This window comes from Kitasatospora sp. NPDC058032 (assembly GCF_042885845.1).
In the GTDB taxonomy this organism is placed as follows: Bacteria; Actinomycetota; Actinomycetes; order Streptomycetales; family Streptomycetaceae; genus Kitasatospora.
The window spans coordinates 51077-76704 of sequence record NZ_JBHVRK010000016.1 but is presented as its reverse complement, the minus strand read 5'-3'; the positions used below and the strand labels follow the sequence as shown (position 1 = coordinate 76704).

Sequence of the window (25628 nt, the reverse complement as noted above, 5' to 3'; positions counted from 1 at the left end):
CGGACGAACGGGATGAACCGGGCGTCCGGACCGCCTCGCCGAGACTACGACGCGACGAAGACGATCTCCCGCAGGGCACGCGCACCGGCCCGGTCGAGTACCACGGCCGACGCACAGCCGGCGGGCGGGCGGCCCGTCCCCGCCAGCCGCCGGCGCAGCCGCCGGGCGGCCTCCCGGTGCCGGGCGAAGGCGTAGGCGGAGACCGACTGCCCCCGGACGCGCTGGCCGTCGCGGGCCTCCTCGGCGGTGGCGTCCAGCAGGACCAGGTGCACCCGGCGCCCCTGCCGACCGGCCTCCCGCACCAGCCACTGCCGCACGTACGGCACCGCGCCGCAGTCGTGCACGGCGAGCGGGCCGCCGGCCAGCACGGCGCGCCGCAGCCGCCGGTAGTGCGCGATCCGCACCAGCGGGCGGTACACCGCGTACGGCAGCCAGGACGGCAGCCGGGCCGCGTACTCCTCGCGGACCGACTGCGAGTCCACCAGCGGGGCGCGCACGCAGCGGCGCATCAGGGTGCTCTTGCCGCTGCCCGGCAGCCCGGAGACCACCAGCAGGTCGCCGGCCGGGTAGTGCAGCGCGACCGGCCGGCCGCGACCGGGCCGGGTCCGCCGCAGGTCCTGCAGGCCGCGCGGGCGCAGCGCACCGGCGCCCCGGTCCGGCTCCGCCGCGACGTCCGGGCAGCCGGACCGGGGCGCCGGGACCACCCGGTCGCGGGGCGCCGTGCCGCGCGGCGCCGCACCGCGGACCGCGCCGTCGAGGACCGTCCTGGAGACCTGTACGTCCGCCATCGAAACCCCCCTGCCTCGAAGGGCCTTCCCCTTCAAGAGAGAGTAAAGACTAGTGGTCAGACCGGGTCCGGGCCGAGCCCTCCACCGCCCCAGGTAGGTCACAGGAGTGCTCCGGGACCGTTACAGGGCGGTGGGGGCGCGGCGGATCAGCCGAGCTGCGGGGCGACCCGGGAGGCGATCAGCTCCAGGTGGTCGAGGTCGTCCAGGTCCAGGACCTGCAGGTACATCCGCTGGGAGCCGACGGCGGCGTACCGGCCGATCTTCTCCACCACCTCGTCCGGGGTCCCGGCCAGACCGTTGGCCTTCAGCTCGTCGACCTCGCGGCCGATGGCGGCGGCCCGGCGGGCCACCTCGGCGTCGTCCCGGCCGACGCAGACCACCAGGGCGTTGGAGTAGACCAGCTCGTCGGCCTGGCGACCGGCCTTCTCGACGGCTTCGCGGACCCGGCCGAACCGGACGGCGGTGTCCTCGACGGCGACGAACGGCAGGTTGAACTCGTCGGCGAAGCGGGCGGCCAGCGCCGGGGTGCGGGCCGGGCCCGTGCCGCCGACCAGGACCGGGATCTTGGCCTGGGCCGGCTTGGGCAGCGCCGGCGACTCGCTCAGCCGGTAGTACTCCCCCTCGAAGTCGAAGGTCTCGCCCGGCCCGGTGCTCCAGAGCCCGGTGATGATCTCCAGCTGCTCCTCCAGCCGCCCGAACTTCTCCTTGGGGAAGGGGATGCCGTAGGCGGTGTGCTCCTGCGCGTACCAGCCCGCGCCGAGGCCGAACTCGACCCGGCCGCCGCTCATCGCGTCGACCTGGGCGACCTGGATGGCGAGCACGCCGGGCAGCCGGAAGGTGGCGGCGGTCATCAGGGTGCCGAGGCGGATGGTGCTGGTCTCGCGGGCGAGGCCGGCCAGGGTGATCCAGGCGTCGGTCGGGCCGGGCAGCCCGCTGACGTCGCCCATCTTGAGGTAGTGGTCGGAGCGGAAAAAGGCGCTGAAGGCGCCGAGCTGCTCGGCGGTGCGGGCCACCCGGAGGAGGGTGTCGTAGCTCGCGCCCTGCTGGGGCTCGGTGAAGATGCGGAGGTCCATGGCGGCCATTCTGGTACCGATCACGGGCGCCCACGGCGGATCCGTCGATCCGGTGCCGGAGGGCTAGCGGGAAGGGCCGGTGCCGGAGGGCCGCCGCACCTGCCGCGTGGCCAAGGTCTCAGCCCGCGACCGCTCCCGGCGGCCGGAGCCGCTCCCGCGCTCGCCTACCGTGGACGGATGTTCGCCACGCCCGACGAGTCGCGCCCGGGTTCCCCCGACGACTCCCCCGACCCGCGCAATCGACCGGCCGGCTGTCCGCTGCCGCGGATCGTCTCCGCGTTCACGCCCCGGCTCGCCGAGTTCGCCTTCGAGCCCGGCTTCACCGCGGCGGTCGACCAGCACGCCGCCGAGCTGCGCGAACTGCTGTACGCGCAGGGGCCGGAGCTGCTGCCCCGGCCCCTGGACCGCGAGGAGTTGTCCGACTACGCGCTGGGCTTCCTCGACGCGCTCGCCGAGATCGGCTGGCGCGAACCGGTCGGGTACGACTACGCCGTGCACCGGCTGACCGCGATCTGCTGGCTGGTCCGGCAGGACGGCCTGCTCGCGGTCTGAGCGGTGTCCGCCCGACGGCGCCGTGCCGCTCGACCGGACCGCTCGACCGGACCGATCAGCCCGGCTGCTCACCCGGCCGGCCGGGGTCGATGCCCGGGGCGGGCGGCGTGCTCGGGGTGGTCGGCCGGGCCGGCTGGTTGGCCAGCGCGTCCGAGCGGCCCGCCTGGTAGGCGCTGCCGCGCAGCTTGGCGGTCTCCTGCTCCGCGCTGGAGAGCCAGCGCTCCCAGCGCTGCCGCATCGGGATGATCAGACCGCCGCCGACGCCGACGATCAGCACACCGGCGATCGAGGCCAGCACCGCGATCAGCACCGGACCGGTGATCGCGGTGGCGATCCCGGCCTGCCCGAGCGCCGCGACCACGCCCAGCAGGACGATGAACGCCCAGGCGATGGTGGCCACCGTCCGCCCGTAGGCCGCGCCGGACAGCGCGTTCTGCACGATGTCGCGCACCGCGTTGGCGACGGCCATCGCGACGACCACGATGACGACCGCGACGATGCCCCTCGGCAGCCAGGCGACGATGCCGTGGATCATCACGCTGATCGGGTTCGGCCCGAAGACGCCGAAGGCCAACTGGAGGGCCATCAGCAGGATCGCGTAGTAGACGATCTTGCTGACGATCCCGGTCAGGTCGTACTTCGAACCCTCCAGGTACCGGGCGATCCCGGAGCGCTCGGACACCCGCTCGGAGCCGACCCGGCGCAGCACGCGGTCGAGCAGCCGGGCGATCGCCTTGGCCACGAACCAGCCGATGACGAGGATCGCCAGGAAGGCGATGAACTGGGGAATGAACTTGGCGACCTTCGACCAGGCCTCGGTGAAGCCGGAGCCGAAGTCGACGGACAGTGCGAGCTGCTGAGCCACGGGAGTCCTCCACTCGGCGACACCGCGCCGGGAGCGGCACGGCGACCCCCCGCCCTTCGTGGATATCAGGGCTCCCGGCGGCCCGCACGCCCCGGCGACCCGCGCTGGCCTCCACGGGTGAACCCGGCCCGGCCACCCGGGAGCCCCCGTCGGGCACGCCCCGGACGTACAGTGGCGGTCCACACGGCAGTACACGGACGGCGGGGCGGGGAGCGGGACGACGTGAGTGACAACCGTACGGGCGGCGGCGGCCACCGGGCACTGGTCTGGCAGGGACGGCCGCAGCGGCCGGGCGCCGCGGTGCTGGTCCTGCACGGCGGCCAGGAGCACAACCTCGCCCGGCCGGGGCCGCTCAACCTGGCCGGCCTGCGGATGGCCGGCTTCGTGCACGCGCTGCGCCGTGAGACGGCGGGCGCGGAGGTGGCGGTCGGCACCGTCCGCTACCGCCACCGCGGCTGGAACGGCGAGCGGGCCGACGCCGCCCGGGACGCCGTCGCCGCGCTGGACGACCTCGCCGAGGAGCTGGGCCCGGTCCCGACCGTGCTGGTCGGCCACTCGATGGGCGGCCGGGCCGCCCTGCGCGCGGCCGGCCACCCCACGGTCACCGGTGTGGTCGCGCTCGCCCCCTGGTGCCCGGCCGAGGACCCGTGCGAGCACCTGGCCGGCCGCGACGTCCTGATGCTGCACGGCGACCTCGACCGGGTCACCTCCCCCGCCGACACCCGCGCCTTCGCCGCCCGCGGCCGCGCCGCCGGAGCGCGGGTCTGCGGCTACACCGTCGCGGGCACCGGCCACACCCTGATGCGGCGGATCGGCGACTGGCACCGCGCCACCGCCCGGCTCTCGGCCGGGCTGCTCGGTCTGCGCGAGCTGCCGCCGGAGGCCGCCGCCGCCTTCGCCCTGCCCGCCGGCTCCGACGCCTCCCTCGCCCTCCCGCTCCCCGCCCACCCCCGCACCGCCCCGCACCGCTCCCCGGCCCGCCCCCTGCCGACCGACGCCTGACGTCCACCGGTGCCCACCCGTTCGTCGGCCGCGCTTCCCTTGGTGCCGACGAACGTCGCGCGTGCTGCGGGCCGTCCGATGTCAGTGGCGTCTGATCCACTGTCCGCACAGTGGGACCACCTCCGAGCAGACAGGAGCCGCCGGCCATGGGCGTGCTGACCGACTACTTCCGCGCGGCCGACGACGCCGCCGTGCTCGCCGCTCTGGAGGACACCGAGGGCGGGCCGCTGGTCGGCGGGGCGCGGCCGGTGTTCGACGGGGTCGAGGCGAAGGGCGTGGACCCGGATGTCGTCCTGGGGCAGCTGGTAGCCGTCGTGCGGGGCGTGGAGTGGGAGGCGGACCTGGTCGGCGGGGCGCCGGTGTGGCCGGCCACGCCGCCGCCCGGCCGGGAGGGGCCCGCCGACGAGGACGACCCGTGGGCCACCGGGCCGTGGGTGATGCGGCTCGGCGGCGCGGTGCGGGACACCCTGGCGGACCTCCCGCAGGCCGAGCTCGCGGCCGTCGCCGCGCGGTGGGCGGCGACGGCCGAGGAGCTGCCGGACGCGGACGGCGACGACCTGCGACCGCTGGTCGAGGAGCTGACCGGGCTGGCGCGTCGTGCCCGGGAGGCGGGTGAGGACCTCTACTGCTGGATCTGTCTCTGAGGCCGGTCCCGGAGGTGCCGGCCTCAGCCGGTGGCGGGGTGGGCCATGGTGACGTGCCGGGCCTCGTCCTCCGCGAGGCCCGCGTAGCCGCTGACGGCGGTGGGAGCGATCCCGGGGTCGCCGGGGCGCTGTGCTCCGGTGGCCGCGTCCAGGGTCACCGGCCCGGTGTTCGTCCTGCCGTAGACGAGGCCGTGCCAGGCGGTGGTGACGGTGGGCGCCGGCCGCGTTCCGGTGTCGTCGGGCAGCTTCCACAGGAGGTTTCCGGTGGCGGGGTCGGCGGCGACGACGAGGTCGCGATCGTGGCAGACGGTCACGGAGCGGCCGTCGTAGGCGCAGATGCCCGGGAATTCACCGAGGTCGAGCAGCCGGCGACCGGTGCTCGCGTCCATCAGCCGGGCGAAGCGCTTCGGCGAGCCCTTCTCCTTGCCCTGCACGAGGACGGTGTTCGGTCCGGCCGGGCGCACCGTCGTCTCCAGGCCGTCGCCGTCCTCCGTCCAGGCGTCCCGCCCGTCGCCGAGGTTCACGGCGGACACCCGGCGTTCGGCGGTCGCCCGGTCCTTCTCCACGGCGCCGACGATCTGCCCGTCGCCGAGCATGGCGCCCACGAACCCGGTCCGGCTCCAGAGCACCTTCCGGGAGACCAGGTCCACCGCGAGGAGCAGGGCGTCGGCACCGTCCGTGACCGAGACGACCGCCGTGGTGCCCCGCACGCCGAGCAGGGTGACGTACTTGCCGTCGCGGAAGCGTCCGTCGGGGAGGTCCAGCGGCAGCGACCAGGCGGCCCGGTGGGTGGCGGTGTCCATGGCGACCAGCTCGGCGGCGGCGCGGGGCGCTCCCCCGCCCTCGCCGGGGATCGTCTCCGAGAAGGAGATGATGGCCAGGCGTGCTCCGCCGACCTCGGCGATCACGGGCCGCTCGAAGAACTGGGCGGGGTGCTGGGCGTTCACCGTGCCGATCACCTTGCCGTCGGTCAGATCGACCGCCTTCAGGCTGCCCTGGGCCGGAAGGTAGGCGGTCGACCCGTCGAGCACGGCCCTCAGTGCGCTGGCGTCCGGGGGAAGCGCGACACCTCGGGCGCGGTCGAAGGCCGTCGGCGGGTCGTAGCTCGCCCGGCCGCCCGCGGTGGGCGCCTCGCTCCCGCCGCCGGTACTGCCGCTGCACCCGGTGAGCAGGACGAGAGCGACGGCGGCGCAGGCCGCCGGCCCGGAGAGACGCGGCTTCATCCTCGGGGTTCCCCTGACGTGTTCTCATGGCCGCAAGGCCGAGGTCGACAAAATGATCACCATACCGGCCTGGCGGAGGCCTTCGGTCCGGGATCCGCACCCCGGCCGGCCGAGGGGACGGACGGCCGCGCGGTGCCCGCGGCGCCGAGGGCGGGGGGATGCGGGATGCTGGCCCCATGACGACCGCGGTGGTGGTGGGCGGCGGACCCAACGGGCTCGCCGCCGCCGTACGGCTGGCGCAGGCGGGGGTGCGGGTGACCGTGCTGGAGGCCGCCGAGGAGGTGGGCGGCGGGGCGCGCAGCGGCGAGGCGATCGTGCCCGGACTGCTGCACGACCACTGCTCGGCCGTCCACCCGATGACCATCGGCTCGCCGTTCCTGCGCGGCCTGGGGCTGGAGCGCTTCGGGCTGGAGTTCCGGCTGCCGGAGGTCGACTGCGCCCATCCGCTGGACGACGGCTCGGCCGGCGTCCTGTACCGCTCGGTCGCCGACACCGCCGCAGGGCTGGGCGAGGCCGACGGCGCACGGTGGCGGCAGCTGTTCGAAGGCCCGGTCGCGGGGTACGACCGGCTCGCCGCCGACATCATGGGCCCGCTGCTCCGCCCGCCCCGCCACCCGCTGCGGCTCGCCCGCTTCGGGCTGCCCGCCCTGCTGTCGGCCTCCGCGCTGGCCCGGTCGTTCTCCGGCGAGCGGGCGCGGGCGCTGTTCGGCGGGGCGGCGGCGCACGCGTTCCAGCCGCTCCACCGGCCGCTGAGCGCCGCGATCGGGCTCGGGCTGCTCACCTCGGGGCACCGGTACGGCTGGGCGGTGGCCGCCGGCGGCTCGGGGGCGATCACCCGGGCGCTGGTCGCGCTGCTCACCGAGCTGGGCGGCACCGTCGAGACCGGGGTGCGGATCCGCTCGGCCGCCCAACTCCCCTCCGCCGACCTCGTCCTGTACGACCTCGCGCCCGGCGCTGTCGCCGGCATCCTCGGCGACCGCCTGCCGCCCCGGGCCGCCCGCGCCTACCGCCGGTTCCGTCACGGGCCCGGCGCGTTCAAGGTGGACTTCGCCGTGGCGGGCGGCGTCCCCTGGACAGCCGAACCGGCCCGCCGCGCCGGCACCGTCCACCTCGGCGGCGGCTTCGCCGAACTCGCCGCCGCCGAGCGCGCCGTCGCCGCCGGGCGGATGCCGCGGCGCCCGTTCGTCCTGGTCGGCCAGCAGTACCTCGCGGACCCGCGGCGCTCCGTCGGCGACGTCCACCCGCTCTGGACGTACGCCCATGTGCCGCACGGCTACGCCGGAGACGCCACCGAGGCGATCACCGCCCAGATCGAACGCTTCGCCCCCGGCTTCCGCGAGCGGATCGTCGGCCTGGCCGTCCGCCGCCCCGCCGACTTCGCCGCCGAGAACCCCAACTTCGTCGGCGGCGACATCATGACCGGCGCCAAGGACGTCCCCCAACTGCTCCTCGGCCCCCGCGCCACCCTCCACCCCTACGCCACCGGCCTGCCCGGCCACTACCTCTGCTCCGCCGCCACCCCACCCGGCCCCGGCGTCCACGGCATGTGCGGCGCCCACGCCGCCGAGGCCGCCCTGCGCCACCTCCGCAGGCCCGGACACGGACGACCGGGCTGACCGGGCTCCGGCTGGGCCGAATGCGTGTATCGCTCTCTTGACTGGCGTCACCGAAGCGCGATACTTGCCTCACTCCCCGCTCGCCCGATGAGGTGGCCCGCCCATGGAGCTCTCGCCCTCTGCGCACGTGGACACGTTCTGTCGCGACAACCTCCCGCCGCTCGACGAGTGGCCGGAATTCCTGTTCGAACTCCCGGAGTTGGCGTATCCGGACCGGCTGAACTGCGCGCACGAGCTGCTCGACGCGACGATCGAGCGGTACGGGCCCGACCGGCGCTGCCTGGTCACGCCGGGCGGGCAGTGGACGTACGGCGAGCTGCGGGAGCGCGCGGACGCGGTGGCCCGGCTGCTGGTCGGGCCGCTCGGGCTGGTACCCGGCAACCGGGTGCTGTTACGGGGGCCCAACGCGCCCTGGCTGGTGGCCTGTTGGCTCGGGGTGCTGAAGGCGGGCGGGGTGGCGGTGGCCACCATGCCGCTGCTGCGCGCCGGCGAGCTGAGCACCGTGCACGCGATCGCCCGGCCGGCGGTCGCGCTCTGCGACAGCCGCTTCCTGACCGAACTGGAGCGGGCCGAGACGCCCGGGCTGACCGTCGTGGCCTACGACGGAGCCGGGCCGGCGGGCCTGAGCGGGCACGGCGCCTTCGCCGCCGTGCCGACCGCCGCCGACGACGTCGCGCTGATCGCCTTCACCTCCGGCACCACCGGACGACCCAAGGCGACCATGCACTTCCACCGGGACGTGCTGGCCAACGCCGACACCTTCTCCCGCCACCTGCTCCGCCCCACCCCCGAGGACCTGTTCGCCGGAACCCCGCCACTCGCCTTCACCTTCGGCCTCGGCGGCCTGGTGGTCTTCCCGCTGCGGGCCGGCGCCGCCACCCTGCTGCTGGAGCAGGCCACGCCCGGGCAACTCGCCGAACAGGTCCGGCGGCACGGGGTGAGCGTGCTGTTCACCGCGCCCACGGCCTACCGGGCGATCCTCGCCGCCGGGCTGGCCGACCGGCTGACGGGGGTGCGGCGCTGCGTATCGGCGGGCGAGCACCTGCCGGCGGGCGTCTGGGAGGCGTTCCGGGCGGCCACCGGCCAGCGGCTGATCGACGGCATCGGGGCCACCGAGCTGCTGCACGTCTTCATCTCCGCCGCCGACGCCGACATCCGCCCCGGCGCGACCGGACGGCCGGTGCCGGGCTACCGGGCGGCGATACTGGACGACCGGGGCCGGCCGGTGCCCGACGGGCAGCCCGGGCGGCTCGCCGTCAAGGGCCCGACCGGCTGCCGCTACCTGCACGACCGGCGCCAGCGCGACTACGTCCGGGGCGGCTGGAACCTCACCGGCGACACCTATGTGCGCGACGCCGACGGCTACTTCTGGTACCAGGCGCGCGATGACGACATGATCGTCTCGGCCGGCTACAACATCGCCGGACCCGAGGTCGAGCAGGTGCTCGCCGAGCACCCGGACGTCGCCGACTGCGCGGTGGTCGGGGTGCCCGACGAGCGGCGCGGCAGCGTCGTCAAGGCGTACGTGGTGCTGCGCGCGGGGGCGGCGACGGCGGGCCCGGGAACGGTCCGCGCGCTCCAGGAGCACGTCAAGCGCGCCATCGCGCCGTACAAGTACCCGCGCGTGGTGGAGTTCGTCGACGCGCTGCCGCGCACCGCGACCGGGAAGCTGGCCCGTGCCGAGCTGCGCCGCCGGGCGGCGGCACCCACCCCCGCCCCGGTACCCACCCCCGCTCCGGCGCCGGCCCTGGCTCCGGCCAGCGTGAGCACCGAACGGCGGGTCGAGTGGTCGGACACCGACGCGGCCGGGCACTACCACTTCTCGGCCGTCCAGCGCTGGGCCGAGGCGGCCGAGGCGACGCTGCTGCGCCGGCTCGGCCTGGACGGGCTGTTCGGGCGGATCCCCCGGGTGCACTTCGAGGCGGACTACCGCGAGCGGCTCTGGTTCGGCGACGTGGTCCGCACCGAGCTGCGGGTCGAGCGGGTCGGCGGCTCCTCGCTGCACTACGCCTTCGAGGTGCACGGGCCGCACGGCCTGGCCGCCAGCGGGCGGATGTCGGTGGTGCACGCCGCGCCGCACGCCAAGGGCGCCGAACCGTGGCCGGAGCAGGTCCGCCGCACGCTGGCCGCCGCCGGGCGCCAGGAGCCGGAGGTGATCCGGTGACGGCCGGCGCCGGCCGGATCGCGGTGATCGGCGCCGGACCGGGCGGACTCTACTTCGCCGCGCTGGCCCGGCAGTCGGCGCCCGAACGGGAGATCACCGTCTTCGAACGGGACGGCCGCGACGACGAGTTCGGCTTCGGGGTGGTGTTCTCCGACGAGACGCTCGACGGCATCGCGCAGGCCGACCCCCGGGTGTTCGCCGCGCTGAGCGCCGAGTTCGCCCGCTGGAGCGACATCGACGTCCGCTACGCCGGCCGGGTCCGCACCTGCGGCGGCCACGGCTTCGCCGCGCTGGACCGCAACCGGCTGCGCGCGATCCTGCAACGCCGCTGCGCCGAACTGGCGGTGGACGTGCGCTACCGCACGCCGGCCCCGCCCGTCGAGCGGCTCGCCGCGGAGTACGACCTGGTGGTCGCCGCCGACGGCGTCAACTCCGGCACCAGGGCCGCGTACGCCGAGGCCTTCCGGCCCGAGCCGGACGAGCGCGGCGCCCGCTACATGTGGCTCGCCACCGACCGGGTCTTCGACGCCTTCACCTTCATCGTCGAACGCTTCGACTTCGGCGTGCTGCAGGTGCACGCCTACCCGTACAGCGCCGAGCGGTCGACGTTCGTCGTGGAGCTGGCCGAGGAGCCCTGGCGGCGGGCGGGCTTCGAGGCCCTGGCCGCACGGGAGTTCGCGCGCGGCGAGAGCGACGCGGCGAGCGTGCGGCGCATCGCGGAACTGCTCGCCGGGCACCTGGAGGGACACCGGCTGATCCCCAACGCCTCCCGCTGGATCCGGTTCACCACGGTGCGCAACGCCACCTGGCGGCACCGCAACGTGGTGCTGCTCGGCGACGCGGCGCACTCGGCGCACTTCTCGATCGGCTCGGGCACCAAACTGGCCCTGGAGGACGCCCTGGCGCTCGCCGCCGGCCTGAACGAACAGCCCACGCTGGAGGGCGCGCTGGCGGCGTACGAGGCGGAGCGTCGGCCGGTCGTGGAGTCCACCCAGCGGGCCGCGCAGGCGAGTCTGGAGTGGTTCGAGACGATCGGACGGCGGACCGGGCAGGGCCCGGACCAGTTCGCGTTCAACCTGCTCACTCGCAGCCGCCGGGTCACCTACGGGAACCTGCGGGCACGCGATCCCGGGTTCGTCGCGGCGGTCGACCGGGCGTTCGCGGGCGCGGACGAGACACCGGGCCTCCCGCCGATGTTCCGGCCGCTGAAGCTGGGCGCGCTGGAGCTGCGCAACCGGGTGGTGGTGCCGCCGCTGGCCACCTTCACGGCCGTCGACGCGCTGCCGAGCGCGTTCGACCGGGCGCAGCTGACCGTGCACGCGCTCGGCGGCGCGGGGCTGGTGCTCGCCGGGATGACGGCCGTCGCCCCGGAGGGCCGGGTCGTCGACTGCCCGGGCCTGTGGAACGACCGGCAGGAGGCGGCCTGGCGCGAACTCGTCGACGCCGTCCGGGCGGTGAGCGACACGCCGCTCGGGATCCAGCTGACCCACGCCGGCCGCCGGGCCGCGACCGCCGGGCCGGCCGAGAGCGGCCTGCCGCTGCTGGCCGCCTCGCCGCTGCCGCGGCAGCCCGGTGGCCCGCTGCCGCACGAGCCGAACACCATCCAACTCGCCGCCGTCACCGCCGACTTCGCGGCGTCGGCGGAGCGCGCGGCGCGGGCCGGGTTCGATGCGCTGGAGCTGCAGTTCGGCCACGGCCATCTGGTCTCCGGCTTCCTGTCGCCGCTCACCAACCGGCGCACCGACCGGTACGGCGGCCCGCTCGCCCACCGGCTGCGGCTGCCGCTGGAGGTGCTGGCGGCGGTGCGCGCGGTGTGGCCGGCCGGACGGCCGCTGCTGGTGCGGATCTCGGCGAGCGACTGGGCGCCGGGCGGCACCAGCGAGGCGGAGGCCGTCGCGATCTGCCGCGCGCTCGCGGACGGCGGCGCGGACGCGGTGGACGTCTCCACCGGCGAGGTGGTGGCCGGGGAGCGGCCGCCGTTCGGGCGCGGCTACCAGACGCCGTTCGCCGAACTGGTGCGCCTGGCCACCGGTCTGCCGACCGTCGCGGTCGGCGCGATCTCCCACCACGACGACGTCAACTCGGTGCTGCTGGCCGGGCGGGCGGACCTGGTGGCGGTCGGCCGGGCCCAGCTGTACGACCCGCTGTGGACGCTGCACGCCGCCGCCGAGCAGGGCTACGCGGGCCCCGGCGCCCGCTGGCCCGAGCCGTGGGCGCCGGGCAGCCGCCGCCCGCCGACGCCGGGGGCCGACCGGGTGGCGCCGCGACTGCGGCTGGTGCGCGAGCCGGCCCCGCCGGTGCACCGCCGCTGGCGCCCCGGCACCGGCGACCGTCCCGGACCGACCGAGCACCACGAGCACCACGAGCATCCCGGACACCCCGCACGTCCTGAACGTCCCGCACGTCCCGGGGAGGAGCGATGACCGGGCCCGTGTCCGCCGCGCTGCGGCTGCCCCGCTTCACCGCGGCCGCCGTCCAGGCCGCGCCCGTCTTCCTGGACACCGCCGCCACCGTCGACAAGGCGGTCGCGCTGATCCACGAGGCGGCCGGCCACGGCGCCTCCCTCGTCGTCCTCCCCGAGGCGTTCGTCCCCGGTTATCCCTACTGGAACTGGACGATGACCCCGGTGCAGGGCTCGCCCTGGTACGAGCGGCTCTACCGCGCCGCGGTGGACGTGCCCGGGCCGCACGTGGACACGCTGCGCGCCGCCGCCCGCCGGGCCGGCGTGGTGCTGGTGATCGGTGTCAACGAGCGCGGCCCGCACAGCCTCGGGGTGCTCCACAACACCCTGCTGGTCATCGACGCCGACGGCGAACTCCTGAACGTGCACCGCAAGTTGGTGCCGACCTGGGCCGAAAAGCTGACCTGGACGCCCGGCGACGGCAGCACCCTGCGCGTCCACCGCACGGCCGTCGGCCCGCTCGGCGCGCTCGCCTGCGGCGAGAACACCAACCCGCTCGCCCGCTTCACCCTCCTCGCGCAGGGCGAACTCGTCCACGCCGCGAGCTACATCGCGCTTCCGGTCGCCCCCGAGGACTACGACATGGCGGAGGCGATCGCGCTGCGGGCCGCCGCGCACTGCTTCGAGGGCAAGGTGTTCACCGTGGTCTCGTGCTCCACCCTCTCACCGGAGATCACCGCTGCGGTGGCCGGCGAGGACCACGAGCTGCGCGGGCGACTCTCGCGCCCGCACAGCGCGCTGTCCGGCGTCTTCGGCCCGGACGGACGCCCGGTGACCGAACCGCTGGTCGACGAGGAGGGCATCGTCTACGCCGAGATCGACCTCGGCCGCTGCGTGCAGCCGAAGCAGATGCACGACATCGTCGGCCACTACAACCGCTTCGACGTCTTCCGGCTGCACGTCGACAACCGCCCGCTGCGGCCGCTCACGCTCGACCAGCCCCCTCCGAAGGAGGAGCCATGACCGAGAACCCCGCCCACGACGACAACCGGATCGGCCGCTCCCGGGTCACCGAAAGCCACGAACTCACCGAATACTACGAGGAGTTGGCCAAGGTCGACGCAGGCGCGCTGTGGACCGTGGCCAATGAGATCGAACCCTGGTACCCCCAGCCGAGGTCGGTGCCGGTGCTCTGGCGCTACGCCGACCTGCGCCCGCTGGTCCGCAAGGCGCTCCCGCTCGTCACGGCGGACGACGCCGGGCGCCGGGTGGTCATGCTGGTCAACCCCGGCCGCCGCGAACTCAGCGCGGCCGTCGGACTGTTGTACACCGGCCTGCAGATCATGGGCCCCGGCGAGTCGATGACCGCGCACCGCCACCAGGCCTCCGCACTGCGCTTCGTCCACGAGGGCACCGGCGCCTGGACGATCGTCGACGGCCAGAAGCTCAGGGTCGGCCCGCGCGACTTCGCCATCACCCCCAACAGCACCTGGCACGAGCACGGCAACGAGTCCGACGAGGCCCCGGTGATCTGGCAGGACGGCCTGGACATCCCGCTGGTCAACATGCTCGACGCCAACTTCTACGAGGTGCACCCCGAGCTGTACCAGCGGCCCGGCGAGGTGGTGAACTCCTCGCTGCTGACCTACGGCGGCAACCTGCTGCCGTACGGCGTCGAGCAGTGGAGCCGCCCGTACTCCCCGCTGCTCGGCTGGCCCTGGGAGCCCAGCTACCACGCGCTCTCGCAACTCGCCCGCGCCGCCGAGGGATCGCCCTACGACGGGGTGATCATGGAGTACACCAACCCGGTCACCGGCGGATCGGTGATGCCCACCCTGGGCGCCCACCTCCAGCTGCTGCGTCCGGGCCAGGCCACCCGCGCCCACCGGCACACCGGCTCCGTGGTCTACACGGCGGCCAAGGGACGCGGCGTCTCGGTGATCGCCGGGCGGAGCTTCGCCTGGCAGCAGGGCGACATCTTCGTCGTGCCCTCCTGGGCCTGGCACGAGCACGCGAACCTCGACCCCGGCGAGGACGCCTGCCTGTTCTCCTTCAACGACTTCCCGGTGATGCACTCGCTCGGCCTGTACCGCGAGGAGGCCTACCCGGAGCACGACGGGCACCAGCCCACCGCCACCCCGTGACCAGGAGCCCGCAGCCATGCGCCTGTTGACCTTCCGCACCCCCGGCACCGACGACCCGCGCCTCGGCGCCCTGCTCGCCGGGGACCGCGTCGCCGACCTGTCCGCGCTCGCCGCGGCCACCGGCGCGGACCTGCCCGGTGACCTGCTGGGGCTGATCCGCGCCGGGGAGCGGGCCCTCGCCACCGCCCGCGCGCTGGCCGACGACGCGGCCCGGGACCCGTCGGCCCTGCCCACCCTCGCGGAGGTGACGCTCAGCGCACCGCTGCGCCCCGGAAAGATCGTCGGCGTCGGCCTCAACTACGTCGAGCACGTCGCCGAATCGCACCGCACCCTGGACACCGACCGCGAACTGCCGGACCGCCCGGTGCTGTTCAGCAAGCCCTCGACCGCCGTCACCGGCCCCGGCCAGCCGATCCGGCACAACGCCGACCTCACCGAGCAGCTCGACTGGGAGTGCGAACTCGCCGTCGTCATCGGCGCACCGGCCTTCCGGGTGGCCGAGGCCGACGCCCGGCGGCACGTCTTCGGCTACAGCATCGTCAACGATGTCAGCGCCCGCGACCAGCGCCGCTCCGGCCAGTGGTTCTTCTCCAAGGGCCAGGACAGCTACGCGCCGTTCGGCCCGGTCGTGGTGACCGCCGACGAGATCCCCGACCCGCAGCGGCTGGACCTCTCGCTGCGCGTCAACGGCGAGCTGCGGCAGGACTCCAACACCCGCCACATGCTGTTCGGCATCGCCCGGCTGATCGCCGACATCTCCTCCGGTGTCACCCTGGAGCCCGGCGACGTCATCGCCACCGGCTCGCCGTCCGGCGTCGGCGCCGGGATGGTGCCCCCGCGGTTCCTCCGGCCCGGCGACCTCGTCGAGGCGACCATCGAGGGCATCGGCACCCTCGCCAACCCGGTGATCGACGCCCGCTGACCGGCCGCCCCGCCCCGCGGAGTCGCCCGTCCCGCAGAGGAGCCCACCTCGATGACCAGCCCGAACGCCACCACCACCTACCGGATCGGCCAGATCGTCCCGAGCTCCAACGTCACCATGGAGACCGAGGTCCCGGCCCTGCTGCGGGCCCGCGAGCGGGTCGCGCCGGAGCGGTTCACCTTCCACTCCAGCCGGATGCGGATGACCAGGGTCACCCCCGAGCAACTGCGCGCCATGGACGCCGAGTCCGACCGGTGCGCCGCCGAACTCTCCGACGCCCGGGTCGACGTGCTCGGCTACGCCTGCCTGGTCGCCGTGATGGCCACCGGCCCCGGCTACCACCGGGAGGCCGAACAGCGGCTGCACCGGCGCACCGCCGAGAACGGCGCCGCCGCGCCCGTGGTCACCAGCGCCGGCGCGCTGGTGACCGGCCTGCACACGATCGGCGCCGCGAAGGTCGCCGTCGTCACCCCCTACCTGCGGCCGCTGGCCCGCACCGTCGTCGACTACCTCGGGCACGAGGGCATCGAGGTGGTCGACTTCGCGGCCCTGGAGATCGCCGACAACCTCGACGTCGCCGCCCACGACCCGGCGAAGCTCCCGGCGATCGCCGCCGGGCTCGCGCACAGCCGGGCCGACGCGGTGGTGCTGTCCGCCTGCGTGCAGATGCCCTCGCTGCCGGTGATCGAGGAGGCCGAGCGGCGGCTCGGCAAACCGGTCGTCTCCGCCTCGATCTGCACCACCCACCAACTGCTGCGGGCCCTCGGCCTGCCGGCCTTCGCCCCCGGCGCGGGGCACCTGCTCTCCGGCGCCTTCGCGGAGTCCTGACCGCCTCCCGCCGGCTCGGGCACCACCACTATGATCACCACCAGCCGACGGGAGGAGATCCGGATGACCGAGAACACCTCCCGGCCGAGTTCGCTGATCCACACCGTCTACGGCGAGTTCGTCCGCCGCCTCGGCGGCTGGATATCCATCGCCGACCTGATCGGCCTGCTGGCCGAGCTGGACGTCGACGCACCCGCCGTCCGCTCGGCCATCTCGCGCATGAAGAAGGCCGGCACCCTCCTCCAGGAACGCCGCGCCGGTGACCGGAGCGGCACCGGCTACCGGCTCTCCCCCGCGATGGACCCGGTGTTCGACGAGGGCGACCGCCGGATCTTCCGCAGCCTGGAGCCCGCCGGACTCGCCGACGGCTGGGTGGTGGCCGTCTTCTCCGTCCCCGAGTCCGAGCGCGCCCACCGCCACACCCTGCGCTCCCGGCTCAGCTGGCTCGGCTTCGGCAACGCGGCCCCCGGCGTCTGGCTGGCCCCCGCCCGGGTGCTGCCCGACGCCCGGCGGCTGCTCGAACGCCTCGGCCTGGACGCCTACGTGCACCTCTTCCTGTCCGCCGAGTACGCGGGCTTCACCGACCTGCGCACGGCGGTCGCCGACTGGTGGGACTTCCCCGCCATCGAGGCCCAGTACGCGGCCTTCACCGACGCCTGGCGGCCCGCCGTCACCACCCTGCGCGAACGGACCGACCTCGACCCGGCCGAGGCGTTCCGCGCCTACGTCCCGATGCTCGACCAGTGGCGCCGCCTGCCCTACCTGGACCCGGGCCTGCCCGAGCCGCTGCTGCCCGCCGACTGGAACGCCGTCGCGGCGCGGGCCGTCTTCACCGAACTGCACACCCGGCTCGCCGGACCCGGCCTGGAGTACGTCGAGAAGGTCACCGGCCTGTCGGCCGCCACCCGCCACCAGGAACCGTTCCACCACCAGGAGCCGTGACGACGATGACCCGTCCGCCCGCCGACCTGCTGGTGCGCGCCGGCCGCGTGCACACCCTCGTCCCCGGCGAGCCGCCGCGGCGCGCGCTCGCCGTCACCGGCGGCCGGATCACCGCGCTCGCCACCGACCCGCACGGCCTGGACGCGCTGGCCGGACCGGCCACCGAGGTGGTCGACGCCCCGCACGCCACCGTGCTGCCCGCCTTCGACGACACCCACACCCATCTGGTCCTGGCCGGCCACAGCGTGCACGGCGTGCCCGTCCACCGGGCCGCCGACCTGCCCGGGTTCCTCGCCCTGATCCGCGAGCGCGCCGCCCGCACCCCCGCCGGGGAGTGGATCCGCACCACCGTCAACTGGCAGGAGGTGAACCTCGCCGAGCAGCGGCTGCCCACCACCGGGGAACTGGACGGCGCCACCGCCGACCACCCGGTACTGGTCCGCCGCGGCGCCTACAACATGGTGCTCAACTCGGCGGCGCTGCGGCTCGCCGGGATCACCGCCGCCACCCCCGACCCGCCCGGCGGCGTGATCGAACGCGACGCGGACGGCCGGCTCACCGGCCGGCTGATCGACAAGGCGACCGAACTCGCCGACCGGGTGCTGCCCCGGCCCGGGCTCGCCGAGCGGATCGACGGCCTGCGCGCCGCCTCCGCCGGGTACGCCGCCACCGGGATCGGCACCGTCCGCGACTGCCTGGTCCCGGTCGAGGACCTCGAGGTGCTGCGGGCCGCCCGCGACGAGGGCGCGCTCGCCGTCCGGGTCCGGGCCCTGGTCTCCGGCTTCGCCGTCCGCACGCCGGAGCAGGTGGACGCGCTGCTGGACCGGGTCCTCGCCTGGCGCGCCGCCGGCCACGAGGACGACCGGCTCTCCGTCTGGGGCGTCAAGTTCGGCATCGACGGCGGCTTCGAGGCGGGCGCGCTGGAGGAGCCCTACCAGGGGCGGCCCTGTTACCACGGACGGCTGCTCTGGGAGCCGAAGGAGCTGGCCGACGCCGTCGAGCGGGTCGTCGGACGCGGCCTGCGGGTCGGCGTGCACGCCTGGGGCGACCGCGGGCTGCGCACCCTGCTGGACGTCTACGAGGACGTGCTCGCCCGCTGCCCCGGCCTGCCGCCCGGCACGCTGGTCGTCGAGCACGGCGGCCTCGCCCGGGCGGACCAGCGGGCCCGGGCGATCACGCTCGGCATCCCGGTGACCGTCCAGCACCCGCTGCTGCACGACGGCGCGCCCGCCCAGCGGCGCGCCTGGGGCGAGGAACGCACCGGCGCGCTGTTCCCGCTGCGCGAGTGGCTCGACGAGGGGGCGCAGCTCTCCGCCGGCTCGGACTTCCCGGTCGGCCCGTACGGCGCGATGCTCTCGGTGTGGGGCATGACCACCCGCGCCACGGTCGCCGGGGTGCTCGGCGCCGAGCACGCGATCGAGCGCGCCGAGGCGATCGCCCTGCACACCGTGGCCGCGGCCCGGCTGACCGGCGAGAGCGCCGAGCGCGGCTCGCTGCGCCCGGGCACGCTCGCCGATCTGACGCTGTGGCCCGCCGACCCACTGAGCTGCCCGGTCGACGAGCTGCGCGCGCTGCTGCCGGAACGCACCGTGGTCGGCGGACGCACGGTGCACCGCCACTGAGACACCCCCCTGGGACGCCCGCCCGCTCAGGCGGGGCGCACCTCCTGGAGCAGCCCCCAGGTGAAGTCCGCCGTGCAGGCCCGGGGTCGGCCCTCGGCGTCCGGGGCGGTGAAGTCCAGCCGGAACCTGGTCGGCGCGCTGCCCTCCCGCGGCACGGCGGGCGGGAAGGCGGCGCCGACGTCGGCCACCACGCAGCTCCACGGCGTCAGCTCCTCGAGCGTGCGCGGCACCGGCGCCGGGGTGCCGGGCGCCCGCACCAGCCAGGCGTTGAGCTCCGCCCCGCCCGGGCCGACCAGCACCTCGAAGCGCAGCCCGGGCCAGAGCGGCAGCGCCCACTGCCGCGCGGTGCAGGCGAGGTCCCCGATCCGCCGCGCCGGCTCCGCCTCCGGCGGGCCGAGCACGGCCGCATAGCGCCGCGCGCCGGACGGGAACCCCGGCGCGCGTTGCATCGCCTGCCACCGCTTGTTCGCCTCGCGCATCCCGGCCCGGCTCGCCCCCAGCCGGCGCACGGCGTCCTCGACCAGCTCCGGCCGGAAGTCCGCCATCCGCCGCAGCAGCACCAGCTGGAACTCCGTCACCCCGAATCCATGGACCACCCGGGCAGGCTACCCGCCCGGACGACGGGTGTGGCCTGCTCGCCACGGGCGCCGTCGTCGGGAAGGCTCGTCGTGCAGTCGCCGTGCAGTCGCCGCTGCGCAGTCGCCGCTGCGCGCGTGACGCGTCGTCGCCACGCGTGCGACGGCGGTTGCGACCGTTCCGCCGAAGCCCCCGCGAGGAGCCCCGTGATCGAGTACCGCGTCCGCGTCCACCCCAGTGCCGACCGCCTGCCGCGCGAGGAGCAGCTCGCCTGGCGGCTCGCCGCCGTGGCCACCGCCACCGAGGAGCTGGAGCCCGACAGCGCCGGGATGGCCGTCAACCGGGTGATCGACAACGCCGCGGTGGCCGTCGCCGCGCTGCTGCACCGGCCGGTCGCGGTCGCCCGCGCCCAGGCGCACGCCCAGGCCCACCACGCCGCGCCCGGCGCCCGGGTGTTCGGCAGCCTCACCCGGGTCTCCCCCGAGTGGGCGGCCTGGGCCAACGCCACGGCGGTGCGCGAGCTGGACTTCCACGACACCTACCTCGCCGCCGACTACGCCCACCCCGGCGACAACATCCCGCCGCTGCTGGCCGCCGCCCAGCACACCGGCCGCACCGGCGCCGACCTGCTGCGCGCCGTCGTCGCCGCCTACGAGGTGCACGTCGCCCTGGTGAAGAGCATGTCCCTGCACACCCACCGGATCGACCACGTCGCCCATCTGGGCGCGGCCACCGCCTGCGGCATCGGCGCGCTGCTGCGGCTGCCGACGGAGACGGTGTACCAGGCCGTCCAGCAGACGGTGCACACCACCACCGCCACCCGGCAGTCCCGCAAGGGCGGGATCTCCAGCTGGAAGGCGTTCGCCCCGGCCTTCGCCGGCAAGGCGGCGATCGAGGCGGTGGACCGGGCGATGCGCGGCGAGAAGTCCCCCTCCCCGATCTACGAGGGCGAGGACGGCTTCCTGGCCTGGATGCTGGACGGCCCGCGGTCGGACTACCGGGTCCCGCTGCCGGAGGACGGCGAGCCGCGCCGGGCGATCCTGGACACCTACACCAAGGAGCACGCCGCCGAGTACCAGGCCCAGGCGGTCATCGACCTGGCCCGGCGGCTGCGCGAGCGGACCGGGCCGCCGGCCGCCGTGCGCTCGATCGTGCTGCACACCAGCCACCACACCCACCACGTCATCGGCTCCGGCTCGGGCGACCCGCAGAAGTACGACCCGAAGGCCGGCCGGGAGACCCTCGACCACTCGGCCCCGTACGTCCTCGCCGTCGCCCTGGAGGACGGCACCTGGCACCACGAGCGCTCCTACGCCCCGGAACGGGCCACCCGCCCGGAGACCGTGGCGCTCTGGCGGAGGATCAGCACCGTCGAGGACCCGGAGTGGACCCGCCGCTACCACGACCCCGACCCGGAGCGGCGGGCCTTCGGCGGCCGGGCGGTCGTCACCCTGGAGGACGGCACCGTGATCGAGGAGGAGCTCGCGGTCGCCGACGCCCACCCGGCCGGCGCCCGCCCCTTCGACCGGCCCGCCTACGGGCGCAAGTTCCGCACCCTCACCGAGGGCCTCGTCACCCCCGCCGCCCAGGACCGCTTCCTGGACGCCGCCGACAACCTCGCCGAACTGCGCGCCACCGACCTCGACGAGCTGTTCCCCGCCGTCGACACCCCGGCCGTGCGCGAGTACGACGAGACCCTGCCGAAGGGCCTGTTCTGATGCTGCACACCCGCACCACGCCCGCCCAGCGCCGCCGCGCCCTGCGTGAACGGCTCTCCACCGGACGGCTGCTGACCGTGCCGGGCGCGCTCAACCCGCTCACCGCCCGGCTGGTCCAGGACCTCGGCTTCGAGGCCGCCTACCTCTCCGGCGCCGTGCTCGCCGCCGACCTCGGCCTGCCCGACATCGGCCTGACCACCGCCACCGAGGTCGCCGCCCGCGCCCAGCAGACCACCCGGGTCACCGACCTGCCCGTGCTCGTCGACGCCGACACCGGCTTCGGCGGACCGCTGAACGCCGCCCGCACCGTCCAGCTGATGGAGGACGCGGGCCTGGCCGGGCTGCACCTGGAGGACCAGGTCGCCCCCAAGCGCTGCGGCCACCTCGACGGCAAGACGGTCGTACCGCGCGAGGAGATGGCCCGCCGGCTGCGGGCCGCCGTCGACGCCCGGCGCGACCCCGGCTTCCTGCTGATGGCCCGCACCGACGCCCGCGCGGTCGAGGGCCTGGCCGCGGCGATCGACCGGGCCAAGGCCTACGTGGACGCCGGGGCCGACGCGGTCTTCCCCGAAGCCCTCGCCGGTGAGGCCGAGTTCGAGGCGTTCCGCAAGGCCGTGGACGTCCCGCTGCTCGCCAACATGACCGAGTTCGGCAAGGGCCCGCTGCTGGACGCCCGCACCCTGCAGGACCTCGGCTACGACATCGCGCTCTACCCCGTCACCCTGCTGCGCCTGGCCATGGGCGCCATGGAGGACGGACTGCGCACCCTCGCCGCCGACGGCACCCAGGCCGCCCTGCTCCCCCGGATGCAGACCCGCTCCCGGCCCTACGAACTCCTCGGCTACGCCGACTACACGGCCTTCGACACGGCCGTCCTCGACGCCACCCTGCCACCGGGCTCCTGACGGGCGGCAGCACCCCCGAGCGCACCTCGACGTCACCGGCACCGGTACGGGCGACCCGGACCACGACGGCCGGGAGGGCGGGCACGCCGGGCGCCCGCCCTCCCGGCGGTGCGTCAGCCGGCGAGTTCCTCGCGCAGGCGGCGGGCCGCGGTGACCAGGCTCTCCAGGGAGGCGCGGGTCTCGGTCCAGCCGCGGGTCTTCAGGCCGCAGTCGGGGTTGACCCAGAGCCGTTCGGCGGGGATCGCCGCCAGCCCGGCACGCAGCAGCCGCTCGGCCTCCTCCGTGCTCGGCACGCGCGGGGAGTGGATGTCCCAGACGCCGGGGCCGACCTCGCGCGGGTAGCCGGCGGCGGCCAGCTCTCCGGCCACCTCCATGTGGGAGCGGGTGGCCTCCAGGGAGATGACGTCGGCGTCGAGGTCGTCGATCGCGGTCATGATCGCGCCGAACTCGGCGTAGCACATGTGGGTGTGGATCTGGGTGTCGGCGCGCACGCCCGAGGTGGCGAGCCGGAAGGCCTCGGTGGCCCACGCCAGGTAGGCCGGGCGGTCGGCGGTGCGCAGCGGCAGGGTCTCGCGCAGCGCGGGTTCGTCGACCTGGACGACGGCGGCGCCGGCGGCCTCCAGGTCGGTCACCTCGTCGCGCAGGGCCAGCGCCACCTGGCGGGCGGTGTCGGCGAGCGGCTGGTCGTCGCGGACGAAGGACCAGGCGAGCATGGTGACCGGGCCGGTGAGCATGCCCTTGACCGGGCGGTCGGTGAGGTCCTGGGCGTAGCGGTACCAGTCGACGGTCATCGGGTGCGGGCGGGAGATGTCGCCGGCGAGGACCGGGGGCCGCACGTAGCGGGTTCCGTAGGACTGCACCCAGCCGTGCCGGGTGGCGAGGTAGCCGGTGAGCTGTTCGGCGAAGTACTGGACCATGTCGTTGCGCTCGGGCTCGCCGTGCACGAGGACGTCCAGGCCCGCCTTCTCCTGGTAGGCGATCACCTCGCGCACCTCGGCCTCGATGCGCTCGCGGTAGGCGGCGGCCTCGATCCGCCCGGCGGTGAGGTCGGCGCGGGCGGCGCGCAGCTCGGCGGTCTGCGGGAAGGAGCCGATGGTGGTGGTGGGCAGCAGCGGCAGGCCGAGGCGGGCGTGCTGGGCCTCGGCGCGCCGCGGGTAGGCCTGGGTGCGGCGGGCGTCGGCCCCGGTGACGGCGGCGGTGCGGGCGCGCACGGCGGGGTCGCGGGTGATCGGTGAGGTGGCGCGGGAGGCCAGGTCGGCGCGGTTGGCGGCGAGTTCGGCGGTGATCGCGCCGGTGCCCTCGCGCAGGCCGCGGGCGAGCAGGGCGACCTCCTCGGCCTTCTGCCGGGCGAAGGCGAGCCAGCGGGCGATCTGCGGGTCGAGGTCGCGCTCGGCGGTCGCGTCGATCGGCACGTGCAGCAGGGAGCAGGACGGCGCCACGTCCACGTGGCCGGCCAGGCCGAGCAGGGTGGCCAGGGTGGCCAGCGACCGCTCCAGGTCGTTGATCCAGATGTTGCGGCCGTCGACGACACCGGCGACCAGACGCTTGCCGGGCAGTCCGCCGACGGCCGCGAGCTCGTCCAGGTTGGCGGCGGCCGGTCCGGTGAAGTCCAGGGCCAGGCCCTCGACGGGGGCCTTGGCGAGCACCGGCAGGGCCTCGCCCAGGCGGTCGAAGTAGCTCGCGACCAGCAGCTTGGGCCGGTCGGTGAGGGCGCCGAGGTCGCGGTAGGCCCGGGCGGCGGCGTTCAGCTCGGCCGGGGTGCGGTCCTGGACGAGCGCCGGCTCGTCGAGCTGGACCCACTCGGCGCCGGCCGCGAACAGGTCCGCCAGCAGCTCGGCGTAGACCGGGAGCAGCCGGTCCAGCAGGGTGAGCGGCTGGAAGTCCCCGGCCACGCCGGGGGCGGGCTTGGCCAGCAGCAGGTAGCTGACCGGGCCGACCAGCACCGGGCGGGCCCGGTGGCCCGCCGCCAGGGCCTCGGCCAGTTCGGCGACCGGCTTGCCGGAGTTCGCGGTGAAGGCGGTGCCGGGGCCGAGTTCGGGCACCAGGTAGTGGTAGTTGGTGTCGAACCACTTGGTCATCTCCAGCGGCGCGGCCTCCTGGGTGCCGCGCGCCATGGCGAAGTAGCCGTCGAGCGGGTCGGCCTCGACGGCGGCCCGGTGGCGGGCGGGGATCGCGCCGACGGCGACGGTGGTGTCGAGCACGTGGTCGTAGAGCGAGAAGTCGCCGGTGGGGACCTCGTGGACGCCGGCCTCGGCGAGCCTGCGCCAGCTCTCCCGGCGCAGTCCGGCGGCGGCGGTGTGGAGGGCGTCGGCGGTGACCGTGCCCTTCCAGTAGCCCTCGATCGCCTTCTTGAGTTCCCGGTTACGGCCCTGCCTGGGGTAGCCGTGGACGGTGGCCGTGGTCGCCGCGGCCGCGGACTTCGTGGTCAAGGGACTCTCCTTCGCGAGCCTGTCTCCTGGACCCGGCGACGACACGGGGGCACGAAGGGGTGACGGACCGGACGGGCACCCGCGCCTGCGCACGGCTCCGCCTGGTCTGCACGCCGACCCGCCCACGAGGTCACCGGGATGGCCGCGCGCGATCGGTCGCGCACGGGCAGCGGGCAGGTCTTCGGACTCGCGGGCACGCCCGCCCTCGTCGAGGGCGGACACCTACTGGCCGTCGCTTCCCAGACCCGTCCCGGGTCCAGTGCGTATGACGGCGTTCGTTCCCACTCACCGCTGCGGGGCAGTCCCGGACTGGCCAGTCGAAAGGCGTCACCGGGTTCCCTCTTACGACGTCCTGTCTGGCGGACAGGACGAACCAGCTGCCCGGCCAGCCTAGAGGCTGGGCGGCCGCCCCGTCACCCGGATATCCCCGAACGTCCGTCCAGCGGTACCGTCGCGCCCCTGTGCTACGTCAAGCATGTTGTCGTAGCCTGCCGGGATGAGCGAACGCGTAGTGCCCGAACCCCAGCGGCGGCGCCGACGGCCCACCAAGCAGGGGGTGGTGCTCTCCCACGAGCTGATCGTCGGCACGGCCCTGCGGCTGATCGGGCAGCACGGAGCGGAGGCGCTGACCGTACGCCGGCTCGGCACCGCGCTGGGGGCCGATCCCAGCGCCGTCTACCGCTACTTCCACAGCGCCGACGACCTGCTGCTCGCCGTCGCGGACGAGCTGATCGGCCGCGCCCAGGAGGGCTGGCGGGCCACCGGGGACTGGCGGGCGGACCTGCGGGCGATCGGTCTGCGCATCCACGCCAGCTACCAGGCCCACCCGCAGGCCGCCCTGCTCGCCGCCCACCGCACCACCGGGCGCACCCACGAGATCGCCGCCGTCGAGGCGATCCTCGGCGTGCTGCGCACCGCGGGCTTCCCCGACCCGGAGGCCGTGCGGATCTACCACGCGTTCGTCGACCAGAGCCTCGGCTTCGCCGCGCTGGACGCCGCCGCGCTCGCCCTGCCCGCCGCCGCGCAGACGGCGGACCTGCGGGTCTGGCAGGCCTCGTACGCGCGGGTCGACCCCGCGGCCAACCCGCACATCGCCGCCACCGCGCACCTGCTCGCCGCCGACATGCGGCGCAGCGGCTACCCGTTCGCACTGGACCTGCTGCTGGACGCCGTCGAGGCCCGGCTGGCGGCGCGCTGAGCGCGACCGCCGGCCG

General features: G+C 75.4%; 21 protein-coding genes, 1 pseudogene and 1 riboswitch. Of the genes and pseudogenes, 16 read left to right on the top strand and 6 right to left on the bottom strand.

Annotated elements, in window-relative coordinates; all coding sequences use genetic code 11:
• Positions 1–44 precede the first annotated feature (44 nt).
• Together ACFVUH_RS24525 and ACFVUH_RS24520 are read right to left on the bottom strand one after the other, a co-directional pair.
• Positions 45–788, bottom strand: a complete 744-nt coding sequence (locus ACFVUH_RS24525) for an AAA family ATPase (RefSeq protein WP_387915357.1) — start codon at positions 786–788, stop codon at positions 45–47.
• Between the two features lie 146 nt (positions 789–934).
• On the bottom strand, positions 935–1861 hold the full coding sequence (locus tag ACFVUH_RS24520) for an LLM class F420-dependent oxidoreductase (protein WP_387915356.1): 927 nt from the start codon (positions 1859–1861) through the stop codon (positions 935–937).
• Between the two features lie 177 nt (positions 1862–2038).
• Between ACFVUH_RS24520 and ACFVUH_RS24515 the strand changes: the two genes are divergently transcribed.
• A complete protein-coding gene (locus ACFVUH_RS24515; RefSeq protein WP_355367219.1) occupies positions 2039–2413 on the top strand; it encodes a DUF6401 family natural product biosynthesis protein in 375 nt (124 codons plus the stop codon).
• A 55-nt stretch (positions 2414–2468) separates the two neighbouring features.
• Here the strand turns inward: ACFVUH_RS24515 and ACFVUH_RS24510 are convergent, their stop codons facing one another.
• Positions 2469–3278 (bottom strand): hypothetical protein, encoded by an 810-nt coding sequence (locus ACFVUH_RS24510; RefSeq protein ID WP_387915355.1) that lies wholly within the window; start codon positions 3276–3278, stop codon positions 2469–2471.
• Positions 3279–3500: 222 nt separating this feature from the next.
• On the opposite strand from ACFVUH_RS24510, the gene ACFVUH_RS24505 reads away from it, so the two are divergent.
• Positions 3501–4280 carry an alpha/beta hydrolase gene (locus ACFVUH_RS24505; protein ID WP_387915354.1) on the top strand — a complete coding sequence of 260 codons (780 nt, stop codon included), beginning with the start codon at positions 3501–3503 and terminating at the stop codon, positions 4278–4280.
• 146 nt (positions 4281–4426) lie between these two features.
• Positions 4427–4924 carry a hypothetical protein gene (locus tag ACFVUH_RS24500; protein ID WP_387915353.1) on the top strand — a complete coding sequence of 166 codons (498 nt, stop codon included), beginning with the start codon at positions 4427–4429 and terminating at the stop codon, positions 4922–4924.
• A 23-nt stretch (positions 4925–4947) separates the two neighbouring features.
• Here the strand turns inward: ACFVUH_RS24500 and ACFVUH_RS24495 are convergent, their stop codons facing one another.
• The gene (locus ACFVUH_RS24495; RefSeq protein ID WP_387915352.1) at positions 4948–6147 is read right to left on the bottom strand and encodes a hypothetical protein; all 1200 of its coding nucleotides are present in this window, start codon (positions 6145–6147) and stop codon (positions 4948–4950) included.
• A 176-nt stretch (positions 6148–6323) separates the two neighbouring features.
• Between ACFVUH_RS24495 and ACFVUH_RS24490 the strand changes: the two genes are divergently transcribed.
• From ACFVUH_RS24490 to ACFVUH_RS24445, 10 genes and pseudogenes are all read left to right on the top strand, one after another.
• Complete coding sequence (locus tag ACFVUH_RS24490) at positions 6324–7763, top strand: phytoene desaturase family protein (protein ID WP_387915351.1); 1440 nt, start codon at positions 6324–6326, stop codon at positions 7761–7763.
• 103 nt (positions 7764–7866) lie between these two features.
• Positions 7867–9465, top strand: a pseudogene (locus tag ACFVUH_RS24485) (AMP-binding protein); the annotation flags it as partial.
• 60 nt (positions 9466–9525) lie between these two features.
• On the top strand, positions 9526–9927 hold the full coding sequence (locus ACFVUH_RS24480; RefSeq protein WP_376085104.1) for an acyl-CoA thioesterase: 402 nt from the start codon (positions 9526–9528) through the stop codon (positions 9925–9927).
• Entirely contained in the window at positions 9924–12350 is a 2427-nt protein-coding gene (locus ACFVUH_RS24475; RefSeq protein ID WP_387915350.1) for an FAD-dependent monooxygenase, read from the top strand. Before ACFVUH_RS24480 ends, ACFVUH_RS24475 begins: the two co-directional genes overlap by 4 nt.
• On the top strand, positions 12347–13351 hold the full coding sequence (locus ACFVUH_RS24470) for a carbon-nitrogen hydrolase family protein (RefSeq protein WP_387915349.1): 1005 nt from the start codon (positions 12347–12349) through the stop codon (positions 13349–13351). Before ACFVUH_RS24475 ends, ACFVUH_RS24470 begins: the two co-directional genes overlap by 4 nt.
• Positions 13348–14472 (top strand): cupin domain-containing protein, encoded by a 1125-nt coding sequence (locus tag ACFVUH_RS24465; RefSeq protein WP_387915348.1) that lies wholly within the window; start codon positions 13348–13350, stop codon positions 14470–14472. Before ACFVUH_RS24470 ends, ACFVUH_RS24465 begins: the two co-directional genes overlap by 4 nt.
• A gap of 16 nt (positions 14473–14488) precedes the next feature.
• Entirely contained in the window at positions 14489–15394 is a 906-nt protein-coding gene (locus ACFVUH_RS24460) for a fumarylacetoacetate hydrolase family protein (RefSeq protein WP_387915347.1), read from the top strand.
• A 51-nt stretch (positions 15395–15445) separates the two neighbouring features.
• A complete protein-coding gene (locus ACFVUH_RS24455; RefSeq protein WP_355367249.1) occupies positions 15446–16222 on the top strand; it encodes an Asp/Glu racemase in 777 nt (258 codons plus the stop codon).
• A gap of 63 nt (positions 16223–16285) precedes the next feature.
• Complete coding sequence (locus ACFVUH_RS24450; protein ID WP_387915346.1) at positions 16286–17164, top strand: PaaX family transcriptional regulator C-terminal domain-containing protein; 879 nt, start codon at positions 16286–16288, stop codon at positions 17162–17164.
• A 5-nt stretch (positions 17165–17169) separates the two neighbouring features.
• Positions 17170–18786: an amidohydrolase gene (locus ACFVUH_RS24445; protein WP_387915345.1), complete on the top strand. Its 1617-nt coding sequence runs from the start codon at positions 17170–17172 to the stop codon at positions 18784–18786.
• Between the two features lie 26 nt (positions 18787–18812).
• On the opposite strand, the gene ACFVUH_RS24440 is transcribed toward ACFVUH_RS24445, so the two are convergent.
• The gene (locus ACFVUH_RS24440; protein WP_387915445.1) at positions 18813–19331 is read right to left on the bottom strand and encodes a hypothetical protein; all 519 of its coding nucleotides are present in this window, start codon (positions 19329–19331) and stop codon (positions 18813–18815) included.
• Positions 19332–19568: 237 nt separating this feature from the next.
• Here ACFVUH_RS24440 and ACFVUH_RS24435 point away from each other — a divergent pair, with 237 nt between their 5' ends.
• Positions 19569–21080 (top strand): MmgE/PrpD family protein, encoded by a 1512-nt coding sequence (locus ACFVUH_RS24435; protein WP_387915344.1) that lies wholly within the window; start codon positions 19569–19571, stop codon positions 21078–21080.
• On the top strand, positions 21080–21985 hold the full coding sequence (gene prpB / locus ACFVUH_RS24430) for a methylisocitrate lyase (RefSeq protein WP_387915343.1): 906 nt from the start codon (positions 21080–21082) through the stop codon (positions 21983–21985). Before ACFVUH_RS24435 ends, prpB begins: the two co-directional genes overlap by 1 nt.
• A gap of 113 nt (positions 21986–22098) precedes the next feature.
• Here the strand turns inward: prpB and metE are convergent, their stop codons facing one another.
• Entirely contained in the window at positions 22099–24414 is a 2316-nt protein-coding gene (gene metE, locus ACFVUH_RS24425; RefSeq protein ID WP_387915342.1) for a 5-methyltetrahydropteroyltriglutamate--homocysteine S-methyltransferase, read from the bottom strand.
• Positions 24415–24568: 154 nt separating this feature from the next.
• Positions 24569–24807: riboswitch (cobalamin riboswitch) on the bottom strand.
• 103 nt (positions 24808–24910) lie between these two features.
• On the opposite strand from metE, the gene ACFVUH_RS24420 reads away from it, so the two are divergent.
• A complete protein-coding gene (locus ACFVUH_RS24420; protein ID WP_355367268.1) occupies positions 24911–25612 on the top strand; it encodes a TetR/AcrR family transcriptional regulator in 702 nt (233 codons plus the stop codon).
• Positions 25613–25628: the final 16 nt, after the last annotated feature.